We start from the raw sequence: 23,523 nt of genomic DNA on the forward strand, positions 1-23,523 counted from the left end.
AGAACCTTTGTTAATCAAAAAACTTAGCAATAGTGCTGTAGAATTCGTCTGGTACAAAAGGTTTGGTAATAACATCATCCATTCCAAAAGAAAGAAGCATATCTCGGTTTTCGTCAAGCGAAATTGCTGTTAAGGCAATAATTGGAGTTGCTTTGTCAAATTCACGAATCAATTTAGTTGCTGTAGTTCCGTTAATACCAGGAAGATGAACATCCATTAAAATCATATCGAAGCGCTTGATTTTTAAAAGTTCGACAGCATCTTCTCCATTGTCAACAATCTCGCAGGTAATGTTTTTGTTTTCTAGCATTTTGCGAGTGATCATTTGATTGATCTTGTTGTCCTCAATCAATAAAATAGATTTGTTTTTCAATTGTTTGTCGTTATAAGGTTTTACTTCTTCAATTACTTCCAATGGTTCGTTGTTAATTTTAAAATTTAGTTTAAAGGTGAATGTAGAACCTTTGCCCACTTCACTTTTTAGTTTTATTTCGCCTCCTAAGAGTTCGATTAATTTTTTTACGATAGTTAATCCAAGGCCAGTTCCTCCGTATTTTCTATTTACTTCTATAGAGCCTTGAGAAAAACTTTCAAAAACAGTTTGGAGTTTATCCTCAGGAATTCCAATACCAGTATCCACAATTTCAAAGTAAACTGTTGCTTCTTCTCCTTCTTGCGAATACAATTTTGCAATAACATTTACATGTCCGTTTTGAGTAAATTTTAAAGCATTGTTGATTAAGTTTAATATAATCTGAGATAATTTGGTCGGATCACCAATTAGATTGTCTGGAATTGCTTTGTCTATTTCTAGATTGAAATAATTTTTGTTGGCAGTTGCTAGTTCTTTTAATGAACTTTGAATATTAAAAAGTAGTTCTTTCAAATTAAAGCTGATATTTTCAACTTCAACTTTAGTCGAATCAATTTTATTAATTTCTAAAATTTCATTGATAAAAGTAGTTAGATAATTACCAGAGAATTTTAAAGATTCTAAGTACTTTAATTGCTTTTTCTTTGGTTTGTCTTCAAGTAGAATATGGGTTATTCCGTTAATGGCGTTCAATGGCGTCCGGAGTTCATGGCTTACTGTAGATAAAAATTCAGATCTGGCTTTTGATGCTTTTTCTGCTTTGTTTTTAGCCAAAATCAATTCTTTGTTCTTTTCTCGAAGCAATAAATTATTCTGATTTCTAATGATATTGTTTTTGTACAATGCTAAACTCAAAAGAGATAAAATTGAAATTAAAGCAATTGCCAGAATACTAACCAACTTAGAATAGCGATATGTTTTGAGCTGAAATTTTTCTTCGCTTTCTTTTTTAATGGTGTTGTTTAAAGATTGATTTTTTTTGAATTTTGAGAATTCATCCAAATCAATTTTGGCATTCTTTAATTTTAAAATATAATTTTCAAGCTGGTAATGTTCGTCTAAATACGAATACGCTAGATCATAATTTTTATTTTGTTTGTAATATTGGCTAATTGCTAGAACGATTTTAGATTTCTTGGTAAAATCATTTATTTTGGTATTGTAATCTAATGCTTTGTCAAAATAAATCATTGCCGAATCATTTCGTTTAAGCTGTCCCTCAATTAGTCCAAGCTGATAATATGCATCTATTTTGGTTTTTATAATTGCATTGTTATCCGGCTTTTTGGTGATGGCTTTAAGAGTTTTTACTGCCGATTTAAGATCATTATTAGTCTTAAATGCCAAAGCTTTCTGATAATCTAAAACTGCGGCATTATCATTAATGTTTAGTTGTTTTAGTAAATCTGTGGCTTTCGTATAATAGACACTAGCCGTTTTGTAATCGCCTTTTGCTGTATTGGCTACTCCAATATAATGCAATGCCAAAACTTTTGTACAGCTTGGTTTTAAAGTGTCAAATAAAGAAACTGTTTTATGGAAGTTTTTTAAAGCTTCTTCAAATTTTCCTTGGTTATAATAAATTTTACCAAGCTTAAAAGTCTGATTTGCAAGATTCTCTTTTTTGCCATTTTCTTCACAAAAATTAATCGATTTTTCAGTGTAGTAAACTGCTTGATTGAACTTTTTATTGTTAAGATTAGAATTAGCGAGCTTGTTATAATACATGACGCTATCCGTATTCTTTTTGGCTTGAGAATACAAAAACGAGTTAAAAAAACAAACAACAATAAAAAGATAGTATTTCATGTATGGCAATGCTATTACAATGAATCTTATTTTTTTCTTATCAGTAAAATTAAATCGATCAACCTTGATGAATAGCCAATTTCGTTATCGTACCAGCCTACAACTTTTACCATTTTATCGATAACTGAAGTTAGCTGAGCATCAAATAAACAAGAATGTGTGTTGCCAATTACATCTACCGAAACAATCGGATCTTCGGTATAATCTAATATTCCTTTTAAATTTGTTTTTGAGGCTTGTTTGAATGCTTTATTTATTTCTTCAATGCTCACAGCACGTTTTACATTGAAGGTTATGTCTGTTAATGAGCCGTCTGGAACAGGTACTCTAATACCACATCCACCCATTTTGTTGTGCAATTTAGGAAAAATTTTCGTTAATGCCTTAGCTGCACCCGTAGTTGTTGGAACAATCGACTGGCTGGCACCTCTTGCACGGCGTAAATCCTTATGGGGCTGGTCATGAAGACTTTGGTCTGTTGTGAAAGAATGTATAGTTGTAATGTATGCTTGTTCAATTCCGCACAACTCTTCGATAATTTTAATCATAGGAGCGGCGTTGTTTGTGGTACAGCTCGCATTAGAAACTATATCTTCATTTCCTTCCAGAATATTTTGGTTTACACCTAGAACAACCGTTTTTATGGTGTCAACTTCTGATGGAGCAGAAAGAATTACTTTTTTTGCTCCAGCTTCTAGGTGCGCATTTAATTCTTCATGCGTTTTGTATTTACCTGTCGATTCGATTACAATATCAATCGAATGCGATTTCCAGTCTATGTTTGCAATATTTTTTTCGTGAAAAAAGAAAAATGCCTTCCATCTACAATGATACTATTTTCGTCATGACTTACTTCAGCAGGCAAAACTCCATGTATACTGTCGTATTTAATTAAATGCGACATGGTTTTATTGTCTGCAATATCATTTATAGCTACGACTTCGATTTCGGGGTGATTTAAAAGCAATCGGAATAAATTTCTTCCAATTCTTCCAAACCCATTAATAGCAATTCTTGTTTTCAATGTTTTGTTTATTCGTTTAACTGTTTAATCGTTTAATCGGTTTTACAATTAAACGATTAAACGATTAAACTTTTTTTATAAAATATGTTTTTGTGCTTTATAAGAAGAACGAACAAGAGGTCCGCTTTCTACATGTCTAAAACCTAATTCAATACCAAATTGTTCATATTTGGCAAATTGCTCAGGCGTAATAAATTCTTTTACAGGAAGATGTTTTTTACTTGGCTGTAAATATTGTCCAATAGTAACCACATCAACATTTGCATTTCTCAAATCAGTCATAGTCTGGAAAACTTCTTCTTCTGTTTCGCCAAGCCCAAGCATAATTCCAGATTTTGTTCTATTGATTCCTTTTTCTTTTAAATAACGAAGGACTTCTAAACTTCTGTCATATTTTGCCTGAATACGAACTTCGCGAGTTAAGCGTCGTACCGTTTCCATGTTATGAGAAACAACTTCAGGATTTGCTTCTACAATACGATCAAGGTTTCTTTCAATTCCTTGGAAGTCTGGGATCAAAGTTTCAAGAGTAGTTTGAGGATTCATTCTTCTGATAGCTCTTACAGTTTCCATCCAAATGATAGAACCGCCATCTTTAATATCATCTCTATCAACACTGGTAATTACAGCGTGTTTAATGTTCATGATTTTAATAGAACGAGCTACTTTTTCAGGTTCATCCCAATCTACTGTTTCTGGTCTTCCGGTTTTTACACCGCAGAAACCGCAAGAACGAGTACAAACATTTCCTAAAATCATGAAAGTTGCAGTTCCTTCACCCCAGCATTCGCCCATGTTAGGACAGCTTCCAGAAGTGCAAATGGTATTTAAACTATATTTATCAACTAAACCTCTAAGCTCAGTATATTTTTGTCCGATAGGTAATTTTACTTTTAACCACTTTGGTTTTGTGGTTTGTATATTTTCAGTGACTGTTTCCATATATCAATGTTCAAAGTACAAAGATACGGAATGTAGTTTATTTAGAGATGTTTATTTGCTTTTCGTTTGCTTTTGTTGAAAGAACAGACATTTTTGCAATAAATAAGTTTTAATGTTAATACTTTGATTTAAAATGTTTTTTTGACTTTGTTTTCCTTGCTTATTGTTTCTTCTTCTGACGTTTTGGCTATTTTATTGCAAAATAAGAATATAACCTTAATCTGTTACAAATTTGACTTCTTCAGATATTGTAAAATTTATGCTGTACTAATTTTGCTGTTAATTTAACAGTTTAAAAACATGAAAAAGAAATTTATTCTAGTAGGAATGTTGTTTGCGGCTCTTGGCTTTGGTAAAATAGAGGCACAAATACTTTCGGATAAATCAATGGGAGCTTTGAGCAAAGGTGTTTCAGGATTTACTTTTAGTGATGCGGATGCGGCGGCTCTAGCAAAAAAATCTATCGATGAAATGGATGCAAATAATCCTGTTGCAAAACCCACAGATGGCTACTCAATTCGCTTAGATCGTGTGTTTGGAAAACACACAACCAGCGAAGGAGTAACTTTAAATTATAAAGTATATCTGGTAAAAGATATTAATGCTTTTGCTTGTGCTGACGGTAGTGTTCGCGTGTTTGCAGGTTTGATGGATATTATGGATGATAATCAATTGCTTGCTGTTATAGGGCATGAAATTGGGCATGTTGTTAATCATGATACAAGAGACGCAATAAAAGCGGCTTATAAAAAAGAAGCCCTGATGGATGCCGCATCATCACAATCTGGAAAAATGGAAACGCTAACCAATTCTCAATTAGGACAAATAGGAAGTGCCATGATTGATAGCAAACACAGCCGAAAACAAGAATCTGAGGCAGATGCTTTCTCTTATAATTTCATGAAAAAAAATGGCTATGATGTGAATGCTGTAGAATCTGCTTTTAGAATTCTGCAAAATTTAAGCGAAGGAGCTGAGTCGTCTTTTATGACCAAAATGATGAGTTCTCACCCAGATTCTGGAAAAAGAGCCGATGATGCTAAGAAAAAGGCAACAAAAGACGGTTTGTATCATGCTTATGTGCAACAGAAAATTGATAACACAGCGCCTGTAAAAGCAAAAACAACGACAACGGCTAAAAAAACGACTGCAAAAAAGAAATAATTTTTTTGATATAAAGGTAAAAGGCAAATTCATTAGAGTTTGCCTTTTTTTGTTTTAAAATATTGTTAGATAATATTTTAAGCGACTGTGCAGTATAGCTAGTTTAAAAATTATACCTTTAAATGTTAAAAAACTAGATTTCTAATAGAAATGTGAAAATGTTATTATAGTATATTTGTTGTTAAATTAATAAAAGTAAAAAATGAAAAAGAAATTTATTGTATTGGGAGTTTTATTGGCCGCTTTTAGTTTTACTAAAACAAATGCACAGATTAATCTGGGAGATAAAGCAATTGGGGCAGTTCAAAAAGGAGTTACTGGTTTTACTTTTAGTAATGCTGATGCAGCAAAACTATCTAAAGAAGCCGTTGATAAATTAGACGCTGAACATGAAATTGCTGGACCGACAGATGGTTATACTTTAAGATTAAATCGTGTTTTTGGCAAACATGCATCTGGAGAAGGATTTACTTTAAATTATAAAGTGTATAAATTGAAAGAAGTAAATGCTTTTGCAACTGCAGACGGAAGCGTTCGTGTGTATTCTGGATTAATGGATATCATGGATGATAACGAATTAGTTGCTGTAATTGGACACGAAATCGGACACGTTGCAAACAACGATTCTAGAGATGCTGTTCGTGCAGCTTATCAAAAAGAAGCTTTAATGGATGGAGTTGCTTCTCAGTCGGCAACTGTGGCAACAGTTACAGATAGTCAGCTTGGAAAAATTGGAAGCGCGATTATTGATAGCAAATACAGTCGTAAGCAAGAATCTGAAGCCGATTTATTTGCTTATAATTTCATGAAGAAAAATGGTTATGACGTAAATGCTGAAGAATCTGCTTTTAGAATTTTGGCAAAAATGAGCGAAGGATCTGAAGCGTCATTTATTGATCAAATGATGAGTTCGCATCCAGATTCTAAAAAGAGAGCAGATGACGCTAAGAAAAGAGCAGAAAAAGATGGTTTGTACAAACCATATGTACAGCAGAAAATTGTAAATACAGTTCCTGTAACAACCACTAAAAAGACAACTACAACAACCAAAAAGAAAACGACAACAACCAAAAAGAAATAAGAGTTGTTCTTTAGAATTATAAACCCCAGCAATGCTGGGGTTATTTTTTTATCCTAATACATGAAAAGCAAGAACTTTTTGCACTTCATAAACATTAACCGATTTGTTGAATTGTTTTACAATACTTGGTTGCTGTTCGCTTGAGATCCAGATTTTTAATTCGGCATCAAGATCAAAAGTTCCTGCAGTTTCTACACTGAATCTTGTAATATTTTTGTAAGCAATAGATTTGTATTCTGTTTTGCTTCCTGTAATTCCTTGCACATCAACTAAGATTAATCTTTTGTTGGTAAAAATAAAAGTGTCGCGAATAAGTTTAAAACCCATTTCGATTTCTTCATTTGTAGTTAAAAGCTGTCCATACTTCTTGATTAAATCTTCTGAACTTACAGAACCTGCATTACCAAGAATGGCTGAAAATATTCCCATTATTTTGTTTTTAATTAGTTGAAATGAATTCCGTTTTGAAGAGGTAAATGTAGTGGATTTTAAACGAATATAAACAAAAAAGCAGAACCTAAAGTTCTGCTTTTTACTTTTCAAAATATCTATAATTAGTCAACTTCTGTTTTTATTGTAATAGGAAGATTGTATGCAGTTCGTACTGCTTGTCCGTTAAGAACTCCTGGAGTCCATTTTGTTTTTAATGATTTTAAAACTCTAATAGCTTCTTTGCCCATTCCGTAGCCAGGATCATTTTTTACCATAATGTCAGTAAGTGATCCGTCTTTTTCAACTACAAACGATACATACACTTTTAATGTTTTTTCTACATCAAGTTCTGGTCTGCGGAAATTATTTCCAACATATTTGTAGAACTGTGCAATTCCGCCTGGGAATTCTGGAAGCTTATCCAAAACAGCAATAGAGACAGGCTCATTAGTTGGTGGTGCAACCGAAGCAACTTCACCATTTCCTCCAGAAGAAGGCATTGTATTAATTGCAGGTCCATTTCCAGTTGTATTGTCTGAAACAGGCACATTTTCTGTATTTACTGCAATGTTTTCCACTGCATCTTGTGTTCTACTAACAACAGGATTTGTCAACTGAACCGCATCCGTTTTTGGAGCTGTGCTATGTTCAACCATAGGCGCAGGCGGAGCTGGCGGTGGCGGCACAACAATTGGATCCACAGGTATAACTGTAGGTTTGTAGATTGTTGGTTCTGGCTCTACTTCAACGGGTGAAGTCCTAAATAGTTTGCTAATAAGTACTGGTGTACTTCCTAAAGCCGTTATTAACAATAAACCCATAAAGAGAGCTGTAACAGAATTTTTGGAATTCTCCTGGCGTAATTGATACGCGCCGTATTCTTTGTTTTTGTTCTCGAAAACAAGATCGGTCCACTTGTTTTCATAAATGCTTAATTTAGACATAATTTTTGGGTTTTAAGGTTAAGTAACTTTAAATCATACGCAGAAAAGGTTTAGGGTTGAGCTAACAACGTAGAAGTTGTAGTTTTAATGTTGTGAAAATATATTTATTTTAAGAATAAAGGTAAGAATTGTTTATTCTTTGACTAAAGATAATAAATTATCTGTTGCGTTCAATGATTTCTGCTAATAATTTTTTAGCACGTAAAAGTTTTACTTTGACGCTACTTAAAGGTTCGTCAATCTTAGCCGCAATTTCCTGATAAGACATTTCTTGGAAATAACGAAGCTGAATTACTTCTTGATAATGTGGTTTAAGTTCTTTGATGCATAAGAGCAGACGAGAGAGATTCTGTTCTTTAATTAAAGCATCTTCTGCAGATGGAGTAGGGTCTGCAATGTTGTATGCCTGTTGGTCTTCATTGTCTGTGATTTCTATAAAAAGATTGGTTTTCTTTTTTCGAAGTAAATCAATATAGACATTTTTTGCAATTGCAATAAGCCAGGTATTAAATTGAAATTCTGGATTATAAGAAGCTATTTTGTCAAAAGCTTTAGAGAACGTTTCTATGGTAATATCTTCTGCAGTGGTTTCATTTTCGGTTCGTTTGAGCATAAACGAATACACCTCATTCCAATAATGATCTAATAAAAAAGTAAAGGCGATCTGATCGCCTTTTTTTGCTTTTTCTATTTTAGAATTTATTTCCAATATACTGGTTTTGAAAAGATATTAGTTATAAAGATATTAATTTGCGTTAATATAAGCGCTATCTCAACAACTGGAAACCAAATTTTAATATCTTTTTCTTTTAGTTTTCCTGCTGAAAATCCGATTACTGTCCATACAACAGTGTAACGTGTTGCTAAAATTGCTAATACGGCGATCCATTGAAATTGAAACGCTAACAATATTATAACTGACAAAAAGAAAAATAATTGCGAAAGAAAGAACAAACCTAACTGCATTTTGTCAAAAAACTTGTAATGTTCTGCAGTAGAAACATGTCTTCTTTTTTGAGTAAACCATTCCTTATAAGTTGTCTTAGGTCTTGAATATGTAAAACTTTCAGGTGTATAAGAAATAGTGGTATTTGTTTTATTCGCCGCTTGGTTAATGAACAAATCGTCATCGCCAGAACGAATCTGAATATGGTCAATAAAACCATTTACATTAAAAAATTCTTCTTTTTTATAAGCAAGATTTCTGCCGACTCCCATGTATGGAAGTCCCATTTTTGCCCAAGAAAAATATTGCATTGCCGTTAAAACAGTTTCAAAACGAATAATTTTGTTTAAAAACGAACGCTCTACTTTCTCATAGCCACCATAACCCAAAACGATAGTTTTGTTCATAGTAAAATGAGAAGACATGGAAGAAATCCAATCTTTAGAATTTGGGAAACAATCTGCATCTGTAAAAAGTAAATAATCTTTCTTTGTTGCTTTTATTCCAAGCGTTAAAGCGTATTTTTTATTTCCCCAAAAAGCCTCATTGTTTTCGACTTTAACCAAACGGATATTAGAGAATTCTTTTTCAAATTCTTCAAAAACTTCAAGAGTTTCATCGCTAGATGCGTCGTCAATTAGAACAACTTCGAAATCTGGATAATCTTGCTGTGCCAAAAGCGGAATGTATTTTTTTACATTCTCTTCTTCGTTTTTAGCGCATACAATTACAGAAACCGGAAGATTTTTAGGTTTCACATGTTGAGGTTTGGCAAAAGCAAATTTTCCAAAAACTCCTAAATAATAAAATAATTGAACTACGACAATAGCAATAAAAAAGTAAAATATGTATATAAGCATCTGATTTATTTGGTTCTATTAATTTCACGTTCTGCGACTGCAAATGTACTTATCAATTCGCTAAATTCAATAACCAAAACCGATTTACTTTCGGCATTTTGACATTTCTTTTGCAACAGCAATAGACTGAGGGTTTTCGGTTTTTTCCAGTTCCGAAATTATATTTTTGTAATTGTGATCGTCGCGGTTTTGGGACAGTTTTTTTGTAGCTTGAATTTCTTCAATTTCGATTTCAAAACCAAAAATTCCACGGGCTTCCCGCATAGTTTTTTCAGATAAATCTTCAACACGAATAGGGTTCTTAGAATTCGCTTCGTATTTGTCTACAAGTTTTTTCAGTTGTTCTACAGAAGTTTCATAATCTACAATCTTGATTTTTCCGTAAACATGTACGGCTATGTAATTCCATGTTGGAACATTTTCGTGATCATACCAAGACGATGAAATATAACTGTGTGGTCCTGTAAAAATAGCTAGAACCTGATCGTTTGCTCGCAAAACCTTCTGCTTGTGGATTCAGTTTTGAAATATGCCCTTGTAAAATTTCCTTTCCATCAGAATTTAATTCTAATTCTATCGGAATATGAGTTGCGCACAACTTCCCGTTAGTCTGATTAACTAGAATTCCAAAGCTGTTTTCTTTTAAAAAAGCTCTAATTTCTTCAGGATTTTCGTTTTTATATAGGTCAGGTGTGTACATTATTTGTGGTTTAAGAAAGATTTACAAATAAATTTTTATGTTTAATTTTCAGCAACTTCTTTATCTAAATTAAACAATTTTGAATTTACGCTAAAATAAATAAGGAAAAGTCCAATGATCGTAAAAACAATTCCTTCGACTAAACATTGTATGGCAAAATCATCTGAAAGCATTACTCTGATTGGTCTAAAAAGAAGTGAAAATATTTCTTTTCTAAAAAACTTTAATCTTAAAAGAACATACAAGGCGATTGCAAGCAAAATAGTGTTTATAGAAGAAAGTTTACGTTTCCAGTTAAGAAATGCAACGTAGAAAATGCCCATTAAAAGAGCAAAAAAGATCCATATAAAAACACTTGGCCAGAAATTGGAAACATCTTCATTTGTAGGGAATAGTCTGTTCCAATTTTCGGGTTTTTGAAACTGAAATTGATTTTTCATGCAAATGACTTTTTCTGCAACAGTAAATAAACGCAACTGAAAAATGCCATTAATTAGGAAAATCATTCCTAGAAATTGAACTAAAAGAATTCCTATGTTTAGTTTTTTCATTAAAGATTTAAAAAATGAAGATTATATTTAAATCACATTAACTTCCGCCTCGATCTGAATGCCGAAAGTTTCAAAAACCGTTTTCTGAACTTCTTTCGAAACCTCTAAAATTTCTTGACCTGTCGCGTTTCCGTAATTTACCAAAACTAAAGCTTGATTTTTATGAACTCCGGCATCGCCAAAACGTTTTCCTTTAAAACCTGCTTGCTCAATTAGCCATCCTGCTGGAACTTTTACTTCTGTTTCTGAAACTTCGTAAAATTTCATTTCTGGGAATTTTTGGTGTATTTTTTCAAAATCAGATTTCAATAAAATTGGATTTTTAAAGAAACTTCCGCTATTGCCCAATTCTTTTGGATCTGGCAATTTACTTTGTCTAATGGCAATTACAGCATTGCTCACATCTTTTAAAGTTGGTTCTGTAATGTTGTTTTTAGCCAATTCAGCCAAAATATCTCCGTAAGATGTATTGATTTTATGATTGCGTTTGGTCAGTTTAAAAATAACCGAAGTAATGATATATTGGTCTTTAGCTTCATGTTTGAAAATACTTTCGCGGTAGCCAAAATTACATTCGGCGTTCTCAAAAGTTTTTATTTCCTGAGTTGCAATATTCATGGCTTCACAAGAAACAAAAGTGTCTTTAATTTCCGTTCCATAAGCGCCAATATTTTGCACTGGAGTTGTGCCGACATTTCCAGGAATTAGTGACATGTTTTCTAATCCGCCGAAATTGTTGTCGATTGTCCAAAGAACGAAATCGTGCCAAGTTTCTCCTGCTTGACTTTCGACCCAAACAAAATCGTCGTCTTCTTTTGTGATTTTTTTCCTTTTAAATCGATGTGAATAACCAGCGCCTCAATATCTTTTGTCAAAAGCATATTGCTTCCGCCGCCCAAAATGAATTTTTTCTCGTTTTTGTTTTCTGCTAAAACTGTTTTTAATTCATCAATAGAATGAACCGCAACAAATTGTTTAGCACTGGCTTCAATGCCGAAAGTATTATATTTTTTTAAAGAAAAATTGGATTGGATTTCCATAAATAAAAGGCTTTTTAAGTTCCGAAACTTCGGAAAAATTCTGAGATCAAAAGTAACGATTATAATTTATTTGAGTAGATTTTCTGTAAAAAGACTTTTTTCAAAATTTTACTTTATGGCTTCAATAAATCGCCGCATTTCTTTCATTGTGCCAATAGTAATTCTGGTCCATTTTCCGTTTTCTTCGTAGATTTTTGTTCCTTGTATATTATTGGCTTCTAATTGCTTGAAAAAATCTTTTTTATAATTGTCTAAAGAAAAATAAATAAAGTTTGCGTGTGAAGGAATGCATGTTAAATTTAGTTTAGTAAGCTGGTCGATAGTGTATTTTTTTACTTCTTCATTTGCCGTGTGTACTTGCTGAATAAATTTATCGTCATTTAGCGATGCTATCGCCGCAGCTGTAGATACCACACTAACAGACAAATTTGGAGAAGATTTTAAAATGCTAAGTTCTTCAATTGTTGACGAAGATGCAACGGCGTAGCCTATACGAGCACCGGCTAGACCATACATTTTTGAAAAAGTTTTTGTAACGATTAAGTTTTTATTTTCGATTACAAGATTACTTAATGATTTTTCTTTTGTGAAATCAAGATATGCTTCGTCTACAAAAACAATTGCTTTTTTAGAAGCTTCTTTTACAAAAGAAATTAGTTGCTCATAATCGCAAATTGTTCCTGTCGGATTATTGGGATTACAGATATAAATCATTTTTGTATCAGAATCAATTGCTTTTAGCATTGCAGTTAAATCATGTTTTTTATCAGCAGTTAGCGGAACTGTGATTTTTTTTAACCCTAATTTCTCAGAAGGAAATGTCCAATAATTAAAGGTTGTTTCGGCCAGTATAAAATTGCCTTTTTGTAAAGCAGTATATTGAAGAACCAAGTCTAGAATTTCTGTTGAGCCAGCGCCAAGTAAAATATTCTGGTTTGAAACATTGTTTTTTGTAGCAATAAGTGCAATTAATTCGTCTGAAAGATTCCAGCCATATCGATTACTATTATTAATGCTTTTTTGCATGGCAGCACGAGCAAGTGGAGAAGGTCCGTAAGGATTTTCATTTGATCGTAATAATATGAGCGACTGGTCTACATCTGGAAGTATATATGTTTCTGGTGGAGTGTTTGCGAATGTTTCAAATTGGCAGAGGCCTAATCCAACTGCACCTAAACCTATTTGTTTTAACCAGTTTCTTCTATTGCTCATATTACTAAAGAATTAAATTAGACAATTTGTTTTAGTAATATGTCGTTGAGTTTTAATAAAAGTTACGATGTAGTTTTTACCGCAAAGACACAAAGTTTGCGCAAGGAGCGCTAAGCTTTGTGTTCTTTGCGCAGATCTTAGCGAACTTTGCGGTTAAATTATTTTCTAGAATCAATCAATTTGTGATATTGATCAGCGATAACCTTCATATTAATATCATAATTTGCATTTTCCTCCACAAATTTTCTATTTCGAATAAGTGTTTCATTTCTTAATTCAGGATTTTCTAAAGACCAGATTAATTCATTGGCTAACATTTCAATATTATCAATTGTAATTAATTGACCATTTTCTCGATGCGTAATCCAACTTTGGTTTCCTGGAATGTCTGAAACAACTGGAAAACAATTAGAGGCCATTGCCTCAAACAGAGATGCAGAAACACCTTCGGTAATAGGCATGCTGATGTAGATATTCGATTGTTGTAGTAATTTTGGAAGTTCTGTATTCGGGATTCTTCCTGTAAAAATTACTTTATTTTCGATTTGAAGTTCTTTAGATAAATCTTTTAAATACTGCAATCTTGTTCCGTCGCCAACAATTGTCAAAGAAAAATCAATTCCCTTTTGATGTAAAATTCCAAATGCTTTTAATATACAATCGTGTCGATATTCAGGCATTAAAGAACGCGTTACAATAGCTTCAATTTTATTTGAGTTGTTTGTGGATGGAGTAAAAAGCGATAAGTCAATTCCTTTTGGAAGTATTAAAACTTTATCCATGTCAACGCCAGTTGCTTTCATGTGAATTGCCATAACTGGTCCCCAGGCATGAATTAAATGCGCTTTTTTGAAAGCATATTTCTGAATGAATTTTTTAAAAGGGTATAATTTAGATTCCTCTGGCCATAAATCGGTACGGCCTTGCTGTGCGATTGCAATGGTTTTTGATCCAGATAATGCTCGCAAGAAAACCATAGCTGGTAGTTCTTTCTGCAATAACCATATCTGGTTTTTCTTTTTTAATGATTTTTCGAATAGAAAGAGGAGAGAAGAAATACTCTAAAATACGCTTGAATCTATGATTGTTAGATGTTTGAAGTTCCCAAGTGACAATTTCAAAATCGCCAAATTCTTTGAGGCCTTTCATCCAAGTGATAGCATCGGCGCGGTAAGATTCTCCAAGAAAAAGTATTTTCCTTTTCATTCAGTAAATGAGTTTTTGTCGCCGCGAATTTCACAAATTTTCACTAATTAATTCGTGTCAATTCGTGAAATTCGTGGCGTTTTATCTTTTTCTAGAATTCTTCAGTGTCTAAAGCTCGGTTTATAAATTCGTTTAAAGGTTTTAGAGCAATCAATTTCTGGCTTATCTTTTTTACAAAGTCTTTCTGAGTAACTTCGGAGATGTCATATTTTTGAGTTGCCGTAAAACTTTTCAGTTTCAAAAACTCAATTGCTGGATGGTCTTTTTCGTAACCTCGAGGCATGCTTTTTAGTGAATTGTTTTCGTTTATATCTAAACTTCCAAACTCTTTTTTGAAGTTTTTGTCATTTAAGATTTCCTGTAAATCATCGTAGAAAAAAGCAATTTCTTTACGGACTTTTTTCAAATCTTCAGATTCGGGAGAATAAAATCCGCCGGCAATAAAACTTGCTCCTTTCTCAATATGTACATAATATCCGGCGCGGTTTAAACCTTTTGTTCCGCCAGACATCCAGATTCCTAAATGCGCTTTGTATGGAGATTTGTCTTTTGAGAATCGAATGTCACGATTAATTCTAAAAGTGCAATTTTTTACTTCCAATAATTCTAGTGAAGGATCAAGCGGTTTCATTGCATCTAGAAAATCGCTTACCAATTGATGATAATCTTTCTTGAAAACTTCATATCGTTTTTTGTTTTCTTGAAACCATTCTCGATTATTGTTCTTTTTTAAATCGTCTAAAAATTGCAATGATTCTTTCGCTAACATATTCCTTAATATATTTTATTGCAGTTAATTTTTAAGTTTTTTGTTTAAGCTAATTTAATGATTTCTATTTTGGAATTGATTCTAAAAGCTGATACAAATTATATCAATTTTTAAGGAATCGGATAAAATCACAAATTAAATATCTTATAGGTCTGATGCGTCGATTTTACAATCGCTTCAGTTCTTTCTGGATGAGTGTCAGAAATAAAAAGTTGTCCAAACGTCTCGCTGTTTACCATTTCTATGATTTTGGCAACACGCGTTTCGTCTAATTTGTCAAAAATATCATCAAATAAAAGAATAGGTTTTACACCACTTTGTTTTTTCAAGAATTCAAATTGCGCCAATTTTAAAGCAATCAGAAAAGATTTCTGCTGTCCTTGCGATCCGAATTTTTTTATCGGATGTGAATCAATTTCAAAAGACAAATCATCTTTATGAGTTCCAACGGTTGTGTAATGCAACGCTCTGTCTTTATTGATGTTTTCCTGTAAAAGGGTCAAAAGATCTTTTTCGAATAAATGGCTTTCGTAAACCAACTGCACACTTTCTTCAGATCCTGTAATTGCTTGATGATGTCTATTAAATATAGGTATAAACTGCTCTAAGAAATCTTTTCGTTTTTCAAAAATCGATTTGCCGTAGCCTTGCAGTTGTTCGTTATATATAGATAAGGTATCGTTGTCAAAGACATGATTGAGAGCAAAATATTTTAAAAGTGCATTTCGTCGCGTAATTACCTTTTGGTATTGTATTAATTCGTGCAGATAAGTCGCGTCTAATTGCGAAATCACGCTGTCCATAAATTTACGACGTGTTTCACTTCCTTCAATAATCAAATCGCGATCGGCTGGCGAAATAATTACAAGCGGAATAAACCCAATATGATCTGAAAATTTATCGTAAGGTTTTCCGTTTCGCTTTAAAACCTTTTTTTGCCCTTTTTTTAAACTGCAAACAATCTGTTCTGTTCTCTCATTTTTTTCGAGTTCGGCATCAATTACAAAAAACTCTTCACCGTGTTTGATATTTTGTACAGCAAGCGGATTAAAATAACTTTTTCCGTAAGCTAAATGGTAAATAGCATCGAGCACATTGGTTTTTCCAATGCCATTTTTACCCACAAAACAGTTGATTTTGATGTCAAAATCAAAACTTGCTTCAGAAAAGTTCTTGTAATTGAATAATGAGATTTTGTTTAAATGCATTTTTAGGGACTCCAAGTGTAAAATTCACCGTTTTTGAACAGTAAAAATTTGAGGTCGCAAATTACCGAAAATTATCGATATAATTGGCTTTAGGGCGATTCTCAGCCAATTTATTTTAGCGCTTCCGCGAAAGTACAAATCACAAAAGAAAATATTTCTTTTAAAATAGTGATAAAATTGAAATTTTTTACGTCATTTTCAATAAAAATTTTATTTTTGCCGTTCACTAAATAAATTTTAAATGGCAACTTACAATAAAAGAGGATATAAGACACCAAAAGAAAAGGAAGTAAAAGAAGTGGTTACTGAAGAGCAACAAGTAGTTATTGACGAAAAAGACAGCACAACAGCTGGAGTTTTCTCAAAATTAGATGAAACGGCTTCAAGAACTGAGGATTGGGTGGCTAAAAATCAAAAAATCATTATTGGTTTAGTTGCTGGTATTGCAGTTGCTACAATTGGATATTTGGCTTACCAAAAATTTATTGCAACTCCTAAACAAGAAGAGGCTGCAAGTGAAATGTTTGTTGCGCAACAAAACTTTGAAAAAGCTGTAAATGGTGTTTCTAGCGATTCATTATTCAAATTATCATTAAACGGTTCTGAAGGTAAATTCGGATTTATCAAAATCGCTGACGAATATTCTGGAACTGATGCTGGAAATTTAGCAAACTACTATGCTGGTATCGCTTACTTGAATACTGGTAAATTTGATGAGGCAATTAAATATTTAGGTGAGTTCAAATCTAAAGATGTAATCTTGAGTGCATTAGCTAAAGGTGCTACAGGAGATGCTTATTCTCAAAAAAATCAGCAAAAAGAAGCTTTAGATTTTTATGTAAAAGCCGCTGAATCTAACAAAAATGATTTTACAACGCCTCGTTTCTTATTAAAAGCTGGAAAAACTGCTTTGGCTTTAGGGCAAAAAGAAGATGCTTTGAAATACTTTAATGACATTAAAGATAATTACGACAGTACTCCAGAAGCTGCATCTGTTGATGCTTTGATCGGATTAGCACAATAATTATACTATTTGAGTTCAGTTTTTAGATTTTAGATTCGTATTTTAGCAGTCTGAAATTTAATAACAAAAATAGTACAGATGGCTACTGAAAATAAAAATCTATCAGAATACGATAAAAACACAATCCCAAACGCGAAAGACTTTCGGTTTGGGATTGTTGTTTCTGAATGGAATGATACTATAACAGAAGGACTTTATAATGGTGCTTTTGACGCTTTGGTTGATTGTGATGTTCCTGCTCAACAAATTATCCGTTGGAATGTTCCAGGAAGTTTTGAGTTGATCTACGGAGCTAAAAAAATGCTTCAAACACAAAATGTTGATGCGGTTATTGTAATTGGATGTGTAATTCAAGGAGAAACTAAACATTTTGATTTTGTTTGTGAAGGCGTTACACAAGGAATTAAAGATTTGAATGTTCAAACTGATGTTCCGGTTATTTTCTGTGTTTTAACAGATAATAATATGCAACAGTCAATAGATAGAAGTGGAGGAGTTCACGGAAACAAAGGAACTGAAGCGGCGATTGCAGCAATTAAAATGGCTTATATTCGTCAGCAAGCTTCAATAGCTCACGTTTTTAATCAGCCATTACTAACTTCTGGAGCAATTCAAATTGAAGATTCTCCGAAGAAAATAGAAAACGAATAAGCACATTTGTTTTAAAAAATATTAAAACCTATACTGTGTAATAACGGTATAGGTTTTTTGTTTTTTTTATGATTGTTCTTATTCTAAAAGCCAATCAAAATTTACTAAATTTGTACTTCTTGGTTTGCAAAAACCTAATCTAACTTTTAAACTTATTTTTGCTTAATGTCGAGTATTATTCAATTGCTTCCTGATCACGTTGCTAACCAAATTGCTGCTGGAGAGGTGGTTCAAAGACCAGCTTCAGTCGTAAAAGAATTGTTAGAAAATGCTGTAGATGCGAAGGCAACTGATATTAAATTAATTATTAAAGATGCGGGCAAATCATTAGTCCAAGTTATTGATAACGGAGTTGGAATGACAGTTACAGATGCACGTTTGTGTTTTGCGCGTCACGCTACGTCAAAAATTCGTCAGGCAGAAGATTTATTTTCGCTTGGTACAAAAGGTTTTCGTGGAGAGGCTTTGGCTTCTATTGCAGCGATTGCACACATGGAAATGAAAACGAAACAGGACCAAGATGAACTAGGTACACATATTGTAATTGAAGGAAGTAAATTTGTTTCGCAAGAGGTGGCTGTTTTGCCAAAAGGGACTTCATTTGCGGTTAAAAACTTGTTTTTTAATATTCCTGCTCGCCGTAATTTCTTAAAATCAGATACGGTTGAATTTCGTCATGTTATGGATGAGTTTCAGCGTGTAGCATTGGCGCATCCTAATATTCATTTTAGTTTTTATCATAACGGAAGCGAGATGTATAATCTTCCAGCAGCAGGATATCGCCAGCGAATTGTTGGTATTATGTCTGGAAAAACGAATGAAAAATTAGTTCCTGTAAACGAAGATACCGAAATTATAAATGTTCAAGGTTTTGTATGTAAACCTGAATTTGCTAAGAAAAATAGAGGAGAGCAGTTCTTTTTTGTAAATGATCGATTTATAAAAAGCAGTTTCTTGCATCACGCTGTAATGTCTGCATATGATGGATTGCTGAAAGACGGTTCTCAGCCAAGTTATTTCTTGTATTTGCAGGTTCCACCAAACACAATTGATATTAATATACACCCAACTAAAACGGAAATTAAATTTGATGACGAGCAAGCATTATATGCTATTTTAAGAGCCTCTATAAAGCATAGTTTAGGACAATTTAATGTTGCGCCGGTTTTAGATTTTGATAGAGATTCTAATTTAGATACGCCATATCATTATAAAGATGTAGAAGCAGAAGTGCCAACGATTCAAGTAGACGGAACTTTTAACCCTTTTACTGATGATAAAACCAATCAGCATTATAGTAAAGCTGGTTCGGGGTCATCAGGATATAGTTCTGGTTCTTCTTTTTCGTCTTCATCTTCTTCATCAGGATCATCATCTTCTGGATCATATTCAGGATATTCTAAAAGAGTAGAACCAACTGCAAGCTGGGAGAGTTTATATGTTGGTTTAGATGTTGAAAATCCAGAAAGCATTGAAAGTTCGCCTTTTACATTCGAAAATGAAGAAGTGACTTCTTCTTTATTTAATGACGAAGATGTAGAACAGGCTACTCAGAAAACGTATCAAATTCATAAAAAATATATTGTTTCGCCAATAAAATCAGGAATGATTATTGTTGATCAACAGCGCGCGCATCAACGAATTTTGTATGAACAATTTTTACTGAATATGACGGTTAATCAGGCCTCGAGCCAACAGTTGCTTTTTCCTTTAGATTTGTTTTATTCAGCATCTGAAATGGAATTAATCGAAGAATTAAAGCCTTCACTAGCAACAACAGGATTTGTTTTCGACGAAAGTAAAACGGATCATGTTGTAATTTCAGGAATTCCAGTAAATATTACAGAAAGCGAAGTTTCGCAGGTCATAGAGCAATTATTGAGCGATTTGCAAGACGGAATTCCTGGTAATAGCTACAGTCAGAACGATACAATTGCAAAGTCAATGGCCAAAAGTTTAGCGGTTAAAACAGGATCTTATTTAACCGAAAAAGAACAAGATAATATAGTAAACGGATTGTTTGCTTGCAAAGATCCAAATATTTCACCTTTTCAAAAACCTACTTTCATCACCATGCGTGTTGAAGATATAGATAAAAAGTTTGCAGTATGATGAATATCACACCAGTAGTTAAGCAACTACTAATTATTAATATAATATTTTTTATTGGGGCTCAGTTAGTGCCAATTTCTTATGAATATCTTGCCCTTTTCTTTCCGGAAAATCCAGAATTTAAAGTTTGGCAGCCGGTTACTCACATGTTTATGCATGGCGGTTTTGCTCATATCGCATTCAATATGTTTGCATTGTATTCTTTTGGATCTACATTAGAACATTTTTGGGGAGGAAGAAAATTTTTATTTTTCTATATCTCATGTGGGCTAGGAGCAGCTTTGGTGAATTTTGCGGTTAATTATTACTTTTATCAAGATAGCCTTAATATTTTGATGGGACACGGGTTTGCGAAAGCGGATATATTAAATATCTTAAATCAAGGAAAGATTGATACTAGATGGCAGACAAATTTTGACAGTCTCAGAATTTAAACATTTTACAAGTGCCTATTTCGGAACTGTGGTCGGGGCTTCTGGAGCAATTTATGGATTGTTGGTGGCTTTTACTTTTATGTTTCCAAATGCAGAACTGGGAATTATGTTTATTCCTATTCCAATAAAGGCAAAATATTTTGTGCCAATTTACATGCTTTTATTTGATGGTTTCTTCGGAATTTTTGGAAGTTCGCTGATGGGAATAGAATCTGGAATCGCACATTATGCGCATATTGGTGGTGCATTTTTTGGATTTATGATTATGTGGTACTGGAAAAAAATCAGTTTAATAACAACCGTTGGAATTAATTTTTAACTTTAAAGTACGAATTCTAAAATAGAAGAATTTTTATGAATATTCTAGACGATTTAAAATTACAGTATAGATTGGGTGGTATTGCTATGCGAGTTATGTATTGGAACGTAGCATGTTTTATTGTGTCACTTATCTTTTTCTATCAATTTTCAGTAGGTCAGTTTGCATTTCCAAATTGGCTGGCTTTGTCGTCAGATCCTCAGGTTTTTATGTTTAAACCTTGGACTTTTTTAACGTATGCGTTCTTTCACGACGGATTTTTTCATCTGTTATTTAATATGATGGTGCTTAATTTTGCAAGCACTTTGTTTCTTACTTATTTTACTCAAAAGCAATATTTAGGATTGTATCTTTTAAGCGCTCTTTTTGCAGGAGTAGCTTTTGCGCTAAGTTTTTATTTTTCTAATATCAGCGGTTCTATTGTTGGTGCCTCGGCGGCTATTATGGCTATTTTAGTGGCAGCAACAACTTATTCTCCTTTAATGAATGTGCGATTATTTCTCTTCGGAAATGTAAAACTTTGGCACATCACAGCTGTTATTATAATCTTAGATTTAATGCAGTTTCGTTTAGGAAATATGGGCGGACATATTTCGCATCTTGCAGGTGCTTTCTTCGGATTTGTATATATTAAATTACTCCAGAACGGTACCGATTTAAGTATCATTGTTTCTAAAACCTTAGATTTCTTCGTAAATCTTTTTAGAAAATCTCCTACGACCCCATTCACAAAAGTTCATAAAAATTACAAAAAACCTACAGAAAAAACAACATCAAGAATTGTTACGAAAGACAAAACGCAAGCAACAGATTGATGAAATTTTAGACAAAATTAGTCAATCAGGATATGATTGTCTGACAAAAGAAGAAAAAGAGTTTTTATTTAAAGCTGGAAAATAAACTTGTAGGAGAATTAAATATGAAAAACCTTTCTTGGTTTAATAAAATAATGTTCTTTTTGAATATAGTGCTAACTGTGCTTACATTTAGCGTCTATGTTTTACCTTTTTTAGCACCTAAAAGTTTTCCGCTTTTATCGGTGCTTACGTTGTTTATGCCTGCTTTTTTTGTAGCCAACATATTGTTTTTCGTCTATTGGGGAATTCAGTTCAAAAAACGTCTTATTTTATCTGGTTTAGTTTTATTGACAGGTATTACATTTATTAGTAAGTTCTATAAGTTTTCTGCAAAAGAATATGTGAAAGACGAAAAAGATTTTTCTGTTATGAGTTACAATGTGCGTCTTTTTAATGTTTTTAAATGGCTTGATCGCGATGATATTCCAGCAAATATTAAAGCTTTTATAGACGAAAAAGACCCTGATATTTTGTGTATTCAAGAATATTCTAATTCGGCACATTTAGATTTGAAAGTATATCCGCACCGTTATATTTTTATCGATGGAAAAAAATAAAAACGGGACAGGCTATTTTTTCTAAGTTCCCAATTATTGAAGAAGGGAAAATTATTTTTCCAAAATCAGACAATAATGTAGTTTATGCCGATATTAAGCGTGGAAAAGATATTATTCGTGTTTATAATATGCACTTGCAGTCTATTAAAATTTCTCCCGATGTAAGTGAAATATCAGATGATATTGATAATGTTAACCAAAAGAAATCTCAGCGAATTTATGGCAGAATAAGCAAAGGATTTAAGCAACAGCAAGAACAAGCTGAGATTTTTAGAGAGCATATAAAAAACTGCAAAACTCCAATGATTATTTGTGGAGACATGAATAATAGTCCGTTTTCTTATGTGTATAGAAGCATCAAAGGAAAATTGAAAGATGCTTTTGAAGAAGCAGGAGAGGGTTTTGGAGCTACTTATAAATTTAAATATTATCCAGCAAGAATTGACTACATCTTTACAGACAATAAAATGAAAGTAAAGCAATTTGAAAGCTTCCCTGATTTCGAAAATTCAGATCACTATCCGATTATGACAAGATTGTCAATGGAATGATTTATTAATCGTGATAAGTTAAGAAAGATATGAGAATTCATAACTCATAACTTACAATTCATAATTTATACGATTTTCTGTGTTTTTAAATAATCCATTGCAAATTTACCTTCGTTAAAAAGTAGATCCAAAACACTTAGATTATTAATGAAGCCATGTTTGTCATCAAAAACCTGAGTGTATTTTTCAAAAGAATTAGCATCTTTTTTACCATTTGCCAAATATCTGAAATCGTTAAAATCATTTACTTCATGAAAGTATTCTGCGGTTTTTCCAAATTCCAGTTTCATTCGAAGACATTTAGTTACAACATCTAGAACTTCGAAGTTTAAATCCATCAAAAATTGGTGTTTTTTCTCGAAAATAGGAGCGATATCGTCTTCAAAGTACTCGAAGAAAGGAGAGCTTCTATATGCCGCTTCAAGCGATTTAAAATGCTGTTTCTGCCAATCAAATTCGTTTTCGATCAAAATGTCTTTTGTCTTCTGATGCGTGGCTTTAGAATGCTTAACAGGGATATTTAATAATTGAATTCCATTTGGGCTATAAATATAAGTCCTATTTCTATTGGTCTGTTTTTGGAAATTATCTTCCATTTCAAAAGTAATACTGTCAGATTGTGCTATAACAGCAAAATGACTGATAGATGGGAAATAAGTTGGAAGTATTAAGGAATTCATTTTGTTTTGTTTCAAGTTTAAAAGTTTCAGGTTTCAAGTTGACGTAAAAACGTGAAACTTGAAACCTGACACAAAAA

The 23,523-nt window shown here is 32.8% G+C and carries 18 protein-coding genes and 6 pseudogenes; 8 read left to right on the forward strand and 16 right to left on the reverse strand.

Annotated elements, in window-relative coordinates; translation table 11 throughout:
* Nucleotides 1-10 precede the first annotated feature (10 nt).
* From P5P87_RS20910 to lipA, 3 genes and pseudogenes are all read right to left on the reverse strand, one after another.
* A complete protein-coding gene (locus P5P87_RS20910) occupies nucleotides 11-2,182 on the reverse strand; it encodes a tetratricopeptide repeat-containing hybrid sensor histidine kinase/response regulator (protein ID WP_198858400.1) in 2,172 nt (723 codons plus the stop codon).
* A gap of 26 nt (nucleotides 2,183-2,208) precedes the next feature.
* Nucleotides 2,209-3,206 (reverse strand): annotated as a pseudogene (gap, locus tag P5P87_RS20915) (type I glyceraldehyde-3-phosphate dehydrogenase).
* Between the two features lie 75 nt (nucleotides 3,207-3,281).
* Entirely contained in the window at nucleotides 3,282-4,148 is an 867-nt protein-coding gene (lipA, locus tag P5P87_RS20920) for a lipoyl synthase (RefSeq protein ID WP_198858398.1), read from the reverse strand.
* 300 nt (nucleotides 4,149-4,448) lie between these two features.
* On the opposite strand from lipA, the gene P5P87_RS20925 reads away from it, so the two are divergent.
* Together P5P87_RS20925 and P5P87_RS20930 are read left to right on the forward strand one after the other, a co-directional pair.
* Nucleotides 4,449-5,312 (forward strand): M48 family metalloprotease, encoded by an 864-nt coding sequence (locus P5P87_RS20925; protein ID WP_278020494.1) that lies wholly within the window; start codon nucleotides 4,449-4,451, stop codon nucleotides 5,310-5,312.
* A 202-nt stretch (nucleotides 5,313-5,514) separates the two neighbouring features.
* Complete coding sequence (locus tag P5P87_RS20930) at nucleotides 5,515-6,393, forward strand: M48 family metalloprotease (protein WP_278020495.1); 879 nt, start codon at nucleotides 5,515-5,517, stop codon at nucleotides 6,391-6,393.
* Nucleotides 6,394-6,441: 48 nt separating this feature from the next.
* On the opposite strand, the gene P5P87_RS20935 is transcribed toward P5P87_RS20930, so the two are convergent.
* The 12 genes and pseudogenes from P5P87_RS20935 to recF form a co-directional block, all read right to left on the reverse strand.
* Nucleotides 6,442-6,822, reverse strand: a complete 381-nt coding sequence (locus P5P87_RS20935) for a PH domain-containing protein (RefSeq protein ID WP_198858395.1) — start codon at nucleotides 6,820-6,822, stop codon at nucleotides 6,442-6,444.
* Nucleotides 6,823-6,947: 125 nt separating this feature from the next.
* Nucleotides 6,948-7,769, reverse strand: coding sequence for an energy transducer TonB (locus tag P5P87_RS20940; RefSeq protein WP_198858394.1), 822 nt, complete (start codon nucleotides 7,767-7,769; stop codon nucleotides 6,948-6,950).
* A 157-nt stretch (nucleotides 7,770-7,926) separates the two neighbouring features.
* Complete coding sequence (locus P5P87_RS20945; RefSeq protein ID WP_066033644.1) at nucleotides 7,927-8,478, reverse strand: RNA polymerase sigma factor; 552 nt, start codon at nucleotides 8,476-8,478, stop codon at nucleotides 7,927-7,929.
* A complete protein-coding gene (locus tag P5P87_RS20950) occupies nucleotides 8,469-9,575 on the reverse strand; it encodes a glycosyltransferase (RefSeq protein WP_278020496.1) in 1,107 nt (368 codons plus the stop codon). Before P5P87_RS20950 ends, P5P87_RS20945 begins: the two co-directional genes overlap by 10 nt.
* 84 nt (nucleotides 9,576-9,659) lie before the next feature.
* Nucleotides 9,660-10,275: pseudogene (locus P5P87_RS20955) on the reverse strand (FMN-binding negative transcriptional regulator).
* Nucleotides 10,276-10,316: 41 nt separating this feature from the next.
* Nucleotides 10,317-10,826 (reverse strand): hypothetical protein, encoded by a 510-nt coding sequence (locus P5P87_RS20960; RefSeq protein WP_278020497.1) that lies wholly within the window; start codon nucleotides 10,824-10,826, stop codon nucleotides 10,317-10,319.
* A gap of 27 nt (nucleotides 10,827-10,853) precedes the next feature.
* Nucleotides 10,854-11,866 (reverse strand): annotated as a pseudogene (murB, locus tag P5P87_RS20965) (UDP-N-acetylmuramate dehydrogenase).
* 108 nt (nucleotides 11,867-11,974) lie between these two features.
* Nucleotides 11,975-13,078: a pyridoxal phosphate-dependent aminotransferase gene (locus P5P87_RS20970; RefSeq protein ID WP_278020498.1), complete on the reverse strand. Its 1,104-nt coding sequence runs from the start codon at nucleotides 13,076-13,078 to the stop codon at nucleotides 11,975-11,977.
* 158 nt (nucleotides 13,079-13,236) lie between these two features.
* On the reverse strand, nucleotides 13,237-14,055 hold the full coding sequence (locus P5P87_RS20975) for a glycosyltransferase (RefSeq protein WP_340696587.1): 819 nt from the start codon (nucleotides 14,053-14,055) through the stop codon (nucleotides 13,237-13,239).
* Entirely contained in the window at nucleotides 13,970-14,284 is a 315-nt protein-coding gene (locus P5P87_RS25990) for a glycosyltransferase (protein WP_340696588.1), read from the reverse strand. Before P5P87_RS25990 ends, P5P87_RS20975 begins: the two co-directional genes overlap by 86 nt.
* A 91-nt stretch (nucleotides 14,285-14,375) precedes the next feature.
* A complete protein-coding gene (locus tag P5P87_RS20980) occupies nucleotides 14,376-15,053 on the reverse strand; it encodes a DUF2461 domain-containing protein (protein ID WP_198858387.1) in 678 nt (225 codons plus the stop codon).
* Between the two features lie 128 nt (nucleotides 15,054-15,181).
* Nucleotides 15,182-16,261 (reverse strand): DNA replication/repair protein RecF, encoded by a 1,080-nt coding sequence (recF, locus tag P5P87_RS20985; RefSeq protein ID WP_278020499.1) that lies wholly within the window; start codon nucleotides 16,259-16,261, stop codon nucleotides 15,182-15,184.
* Between the two features lie 241 nt (nucleotides 16,262-16,502).
* On the opposite strand from recF, the gene P5P87_RS20990 reads away from it, so the two are divergent.
* From P5P87_RS20990 to P5P87_RS21015, 6 genes and pseudogenes are all read left to right on the forward strand, one after another.
* Nucleotides 16,503-17,285: a tetratricopeptide repeat protein gene (locus P5P87_RS20990; RefSeq protein WP_198858385.1), complete on the forward strand. Its 783-nt coding sequence runs from the start codon at nucleotides 16,503-16,505 to the stop codon at nucleotides 17,283-17,285.
* Nucleotides 17,286-17,363: 78 nt separating this feature from the next.
* Entirely contained in the window at nucleotides 17,364-17,936 is a 573-nt protein-coding gene (gene ribH / locus P5P87_RS20995) for a 6,7-dimethyl-8-ribityllumazine synthase (RefSeq protein ID WP_278020500.1), read from the forward strand.
* A 165-nt stretch (nucleotides 17,937-18,101) separates the two neighbouring features.
* Complete coding sequence (gene mutL, locus P5P87_RS21000; RefSeq protein ID WP_198858383.1) at nucleotides 18,102-20,048, forward strand: DNA mismatch repair endonuclease MutL; 1,947 nt, start codon at nucleotides 18,102-18,104, stop codon at nucleotides 20,046-20,048.
* Nucleotides 20,045-20,794 (forward strand): annotated as a pseudogene (locus P5P87_RS21005) (rhomboid family intramembrane serine protease). Before mutL ends, P5P87_RS21005 begins: the two are co-directional and overlap by 4 nt.
* 42 nt (nucleotides 20,795-20,836) lie before the next feature.
* Nucleotides 20,837-21,701 (forward strand): annotated as a pseudogene (locus P5P87_RS21010) (rhomboid family intramembrane serine protease).
* A gap of 19 nt (nucleotides 21,702-21,720) precedes the next feature.
* Nucleotides 21,721-22,766: pseudogene (locus tag P5P87_RS21015) on the forward strand (endonuclease/exonuclease/phosphatase family protein).
* A 65-nt stretch (nucleotides 22,767-22,831) separates the two neighbouring features.
* Here P5P87_RS21015 and P5P87_RS21020 read toward each other — a convergent pair.
* A complete protein-coding gene (locus P5P87_RS21020; RefSeq protein ID WP_198858379.1) occupies nucleotides 22,832-23,446 on the reverse strand; it encodes a WbqC family protein in 615 nt (204 codons plus the stop codon).
* Between the last annotated feature and the right edge of the window lie 77 nt (nucleotides 23,447-23,523).

The sequence above is a fragment of the Flavobacterium ginsengisoli genome, from assembly GCF_029625315.1.
GTDB lineage: Bacteria > Bacteroidota > Bacteroidia > Flavobacteriales > Flavobacteriaceae > Flavobacterium > Flavobacterium ginsengisoli.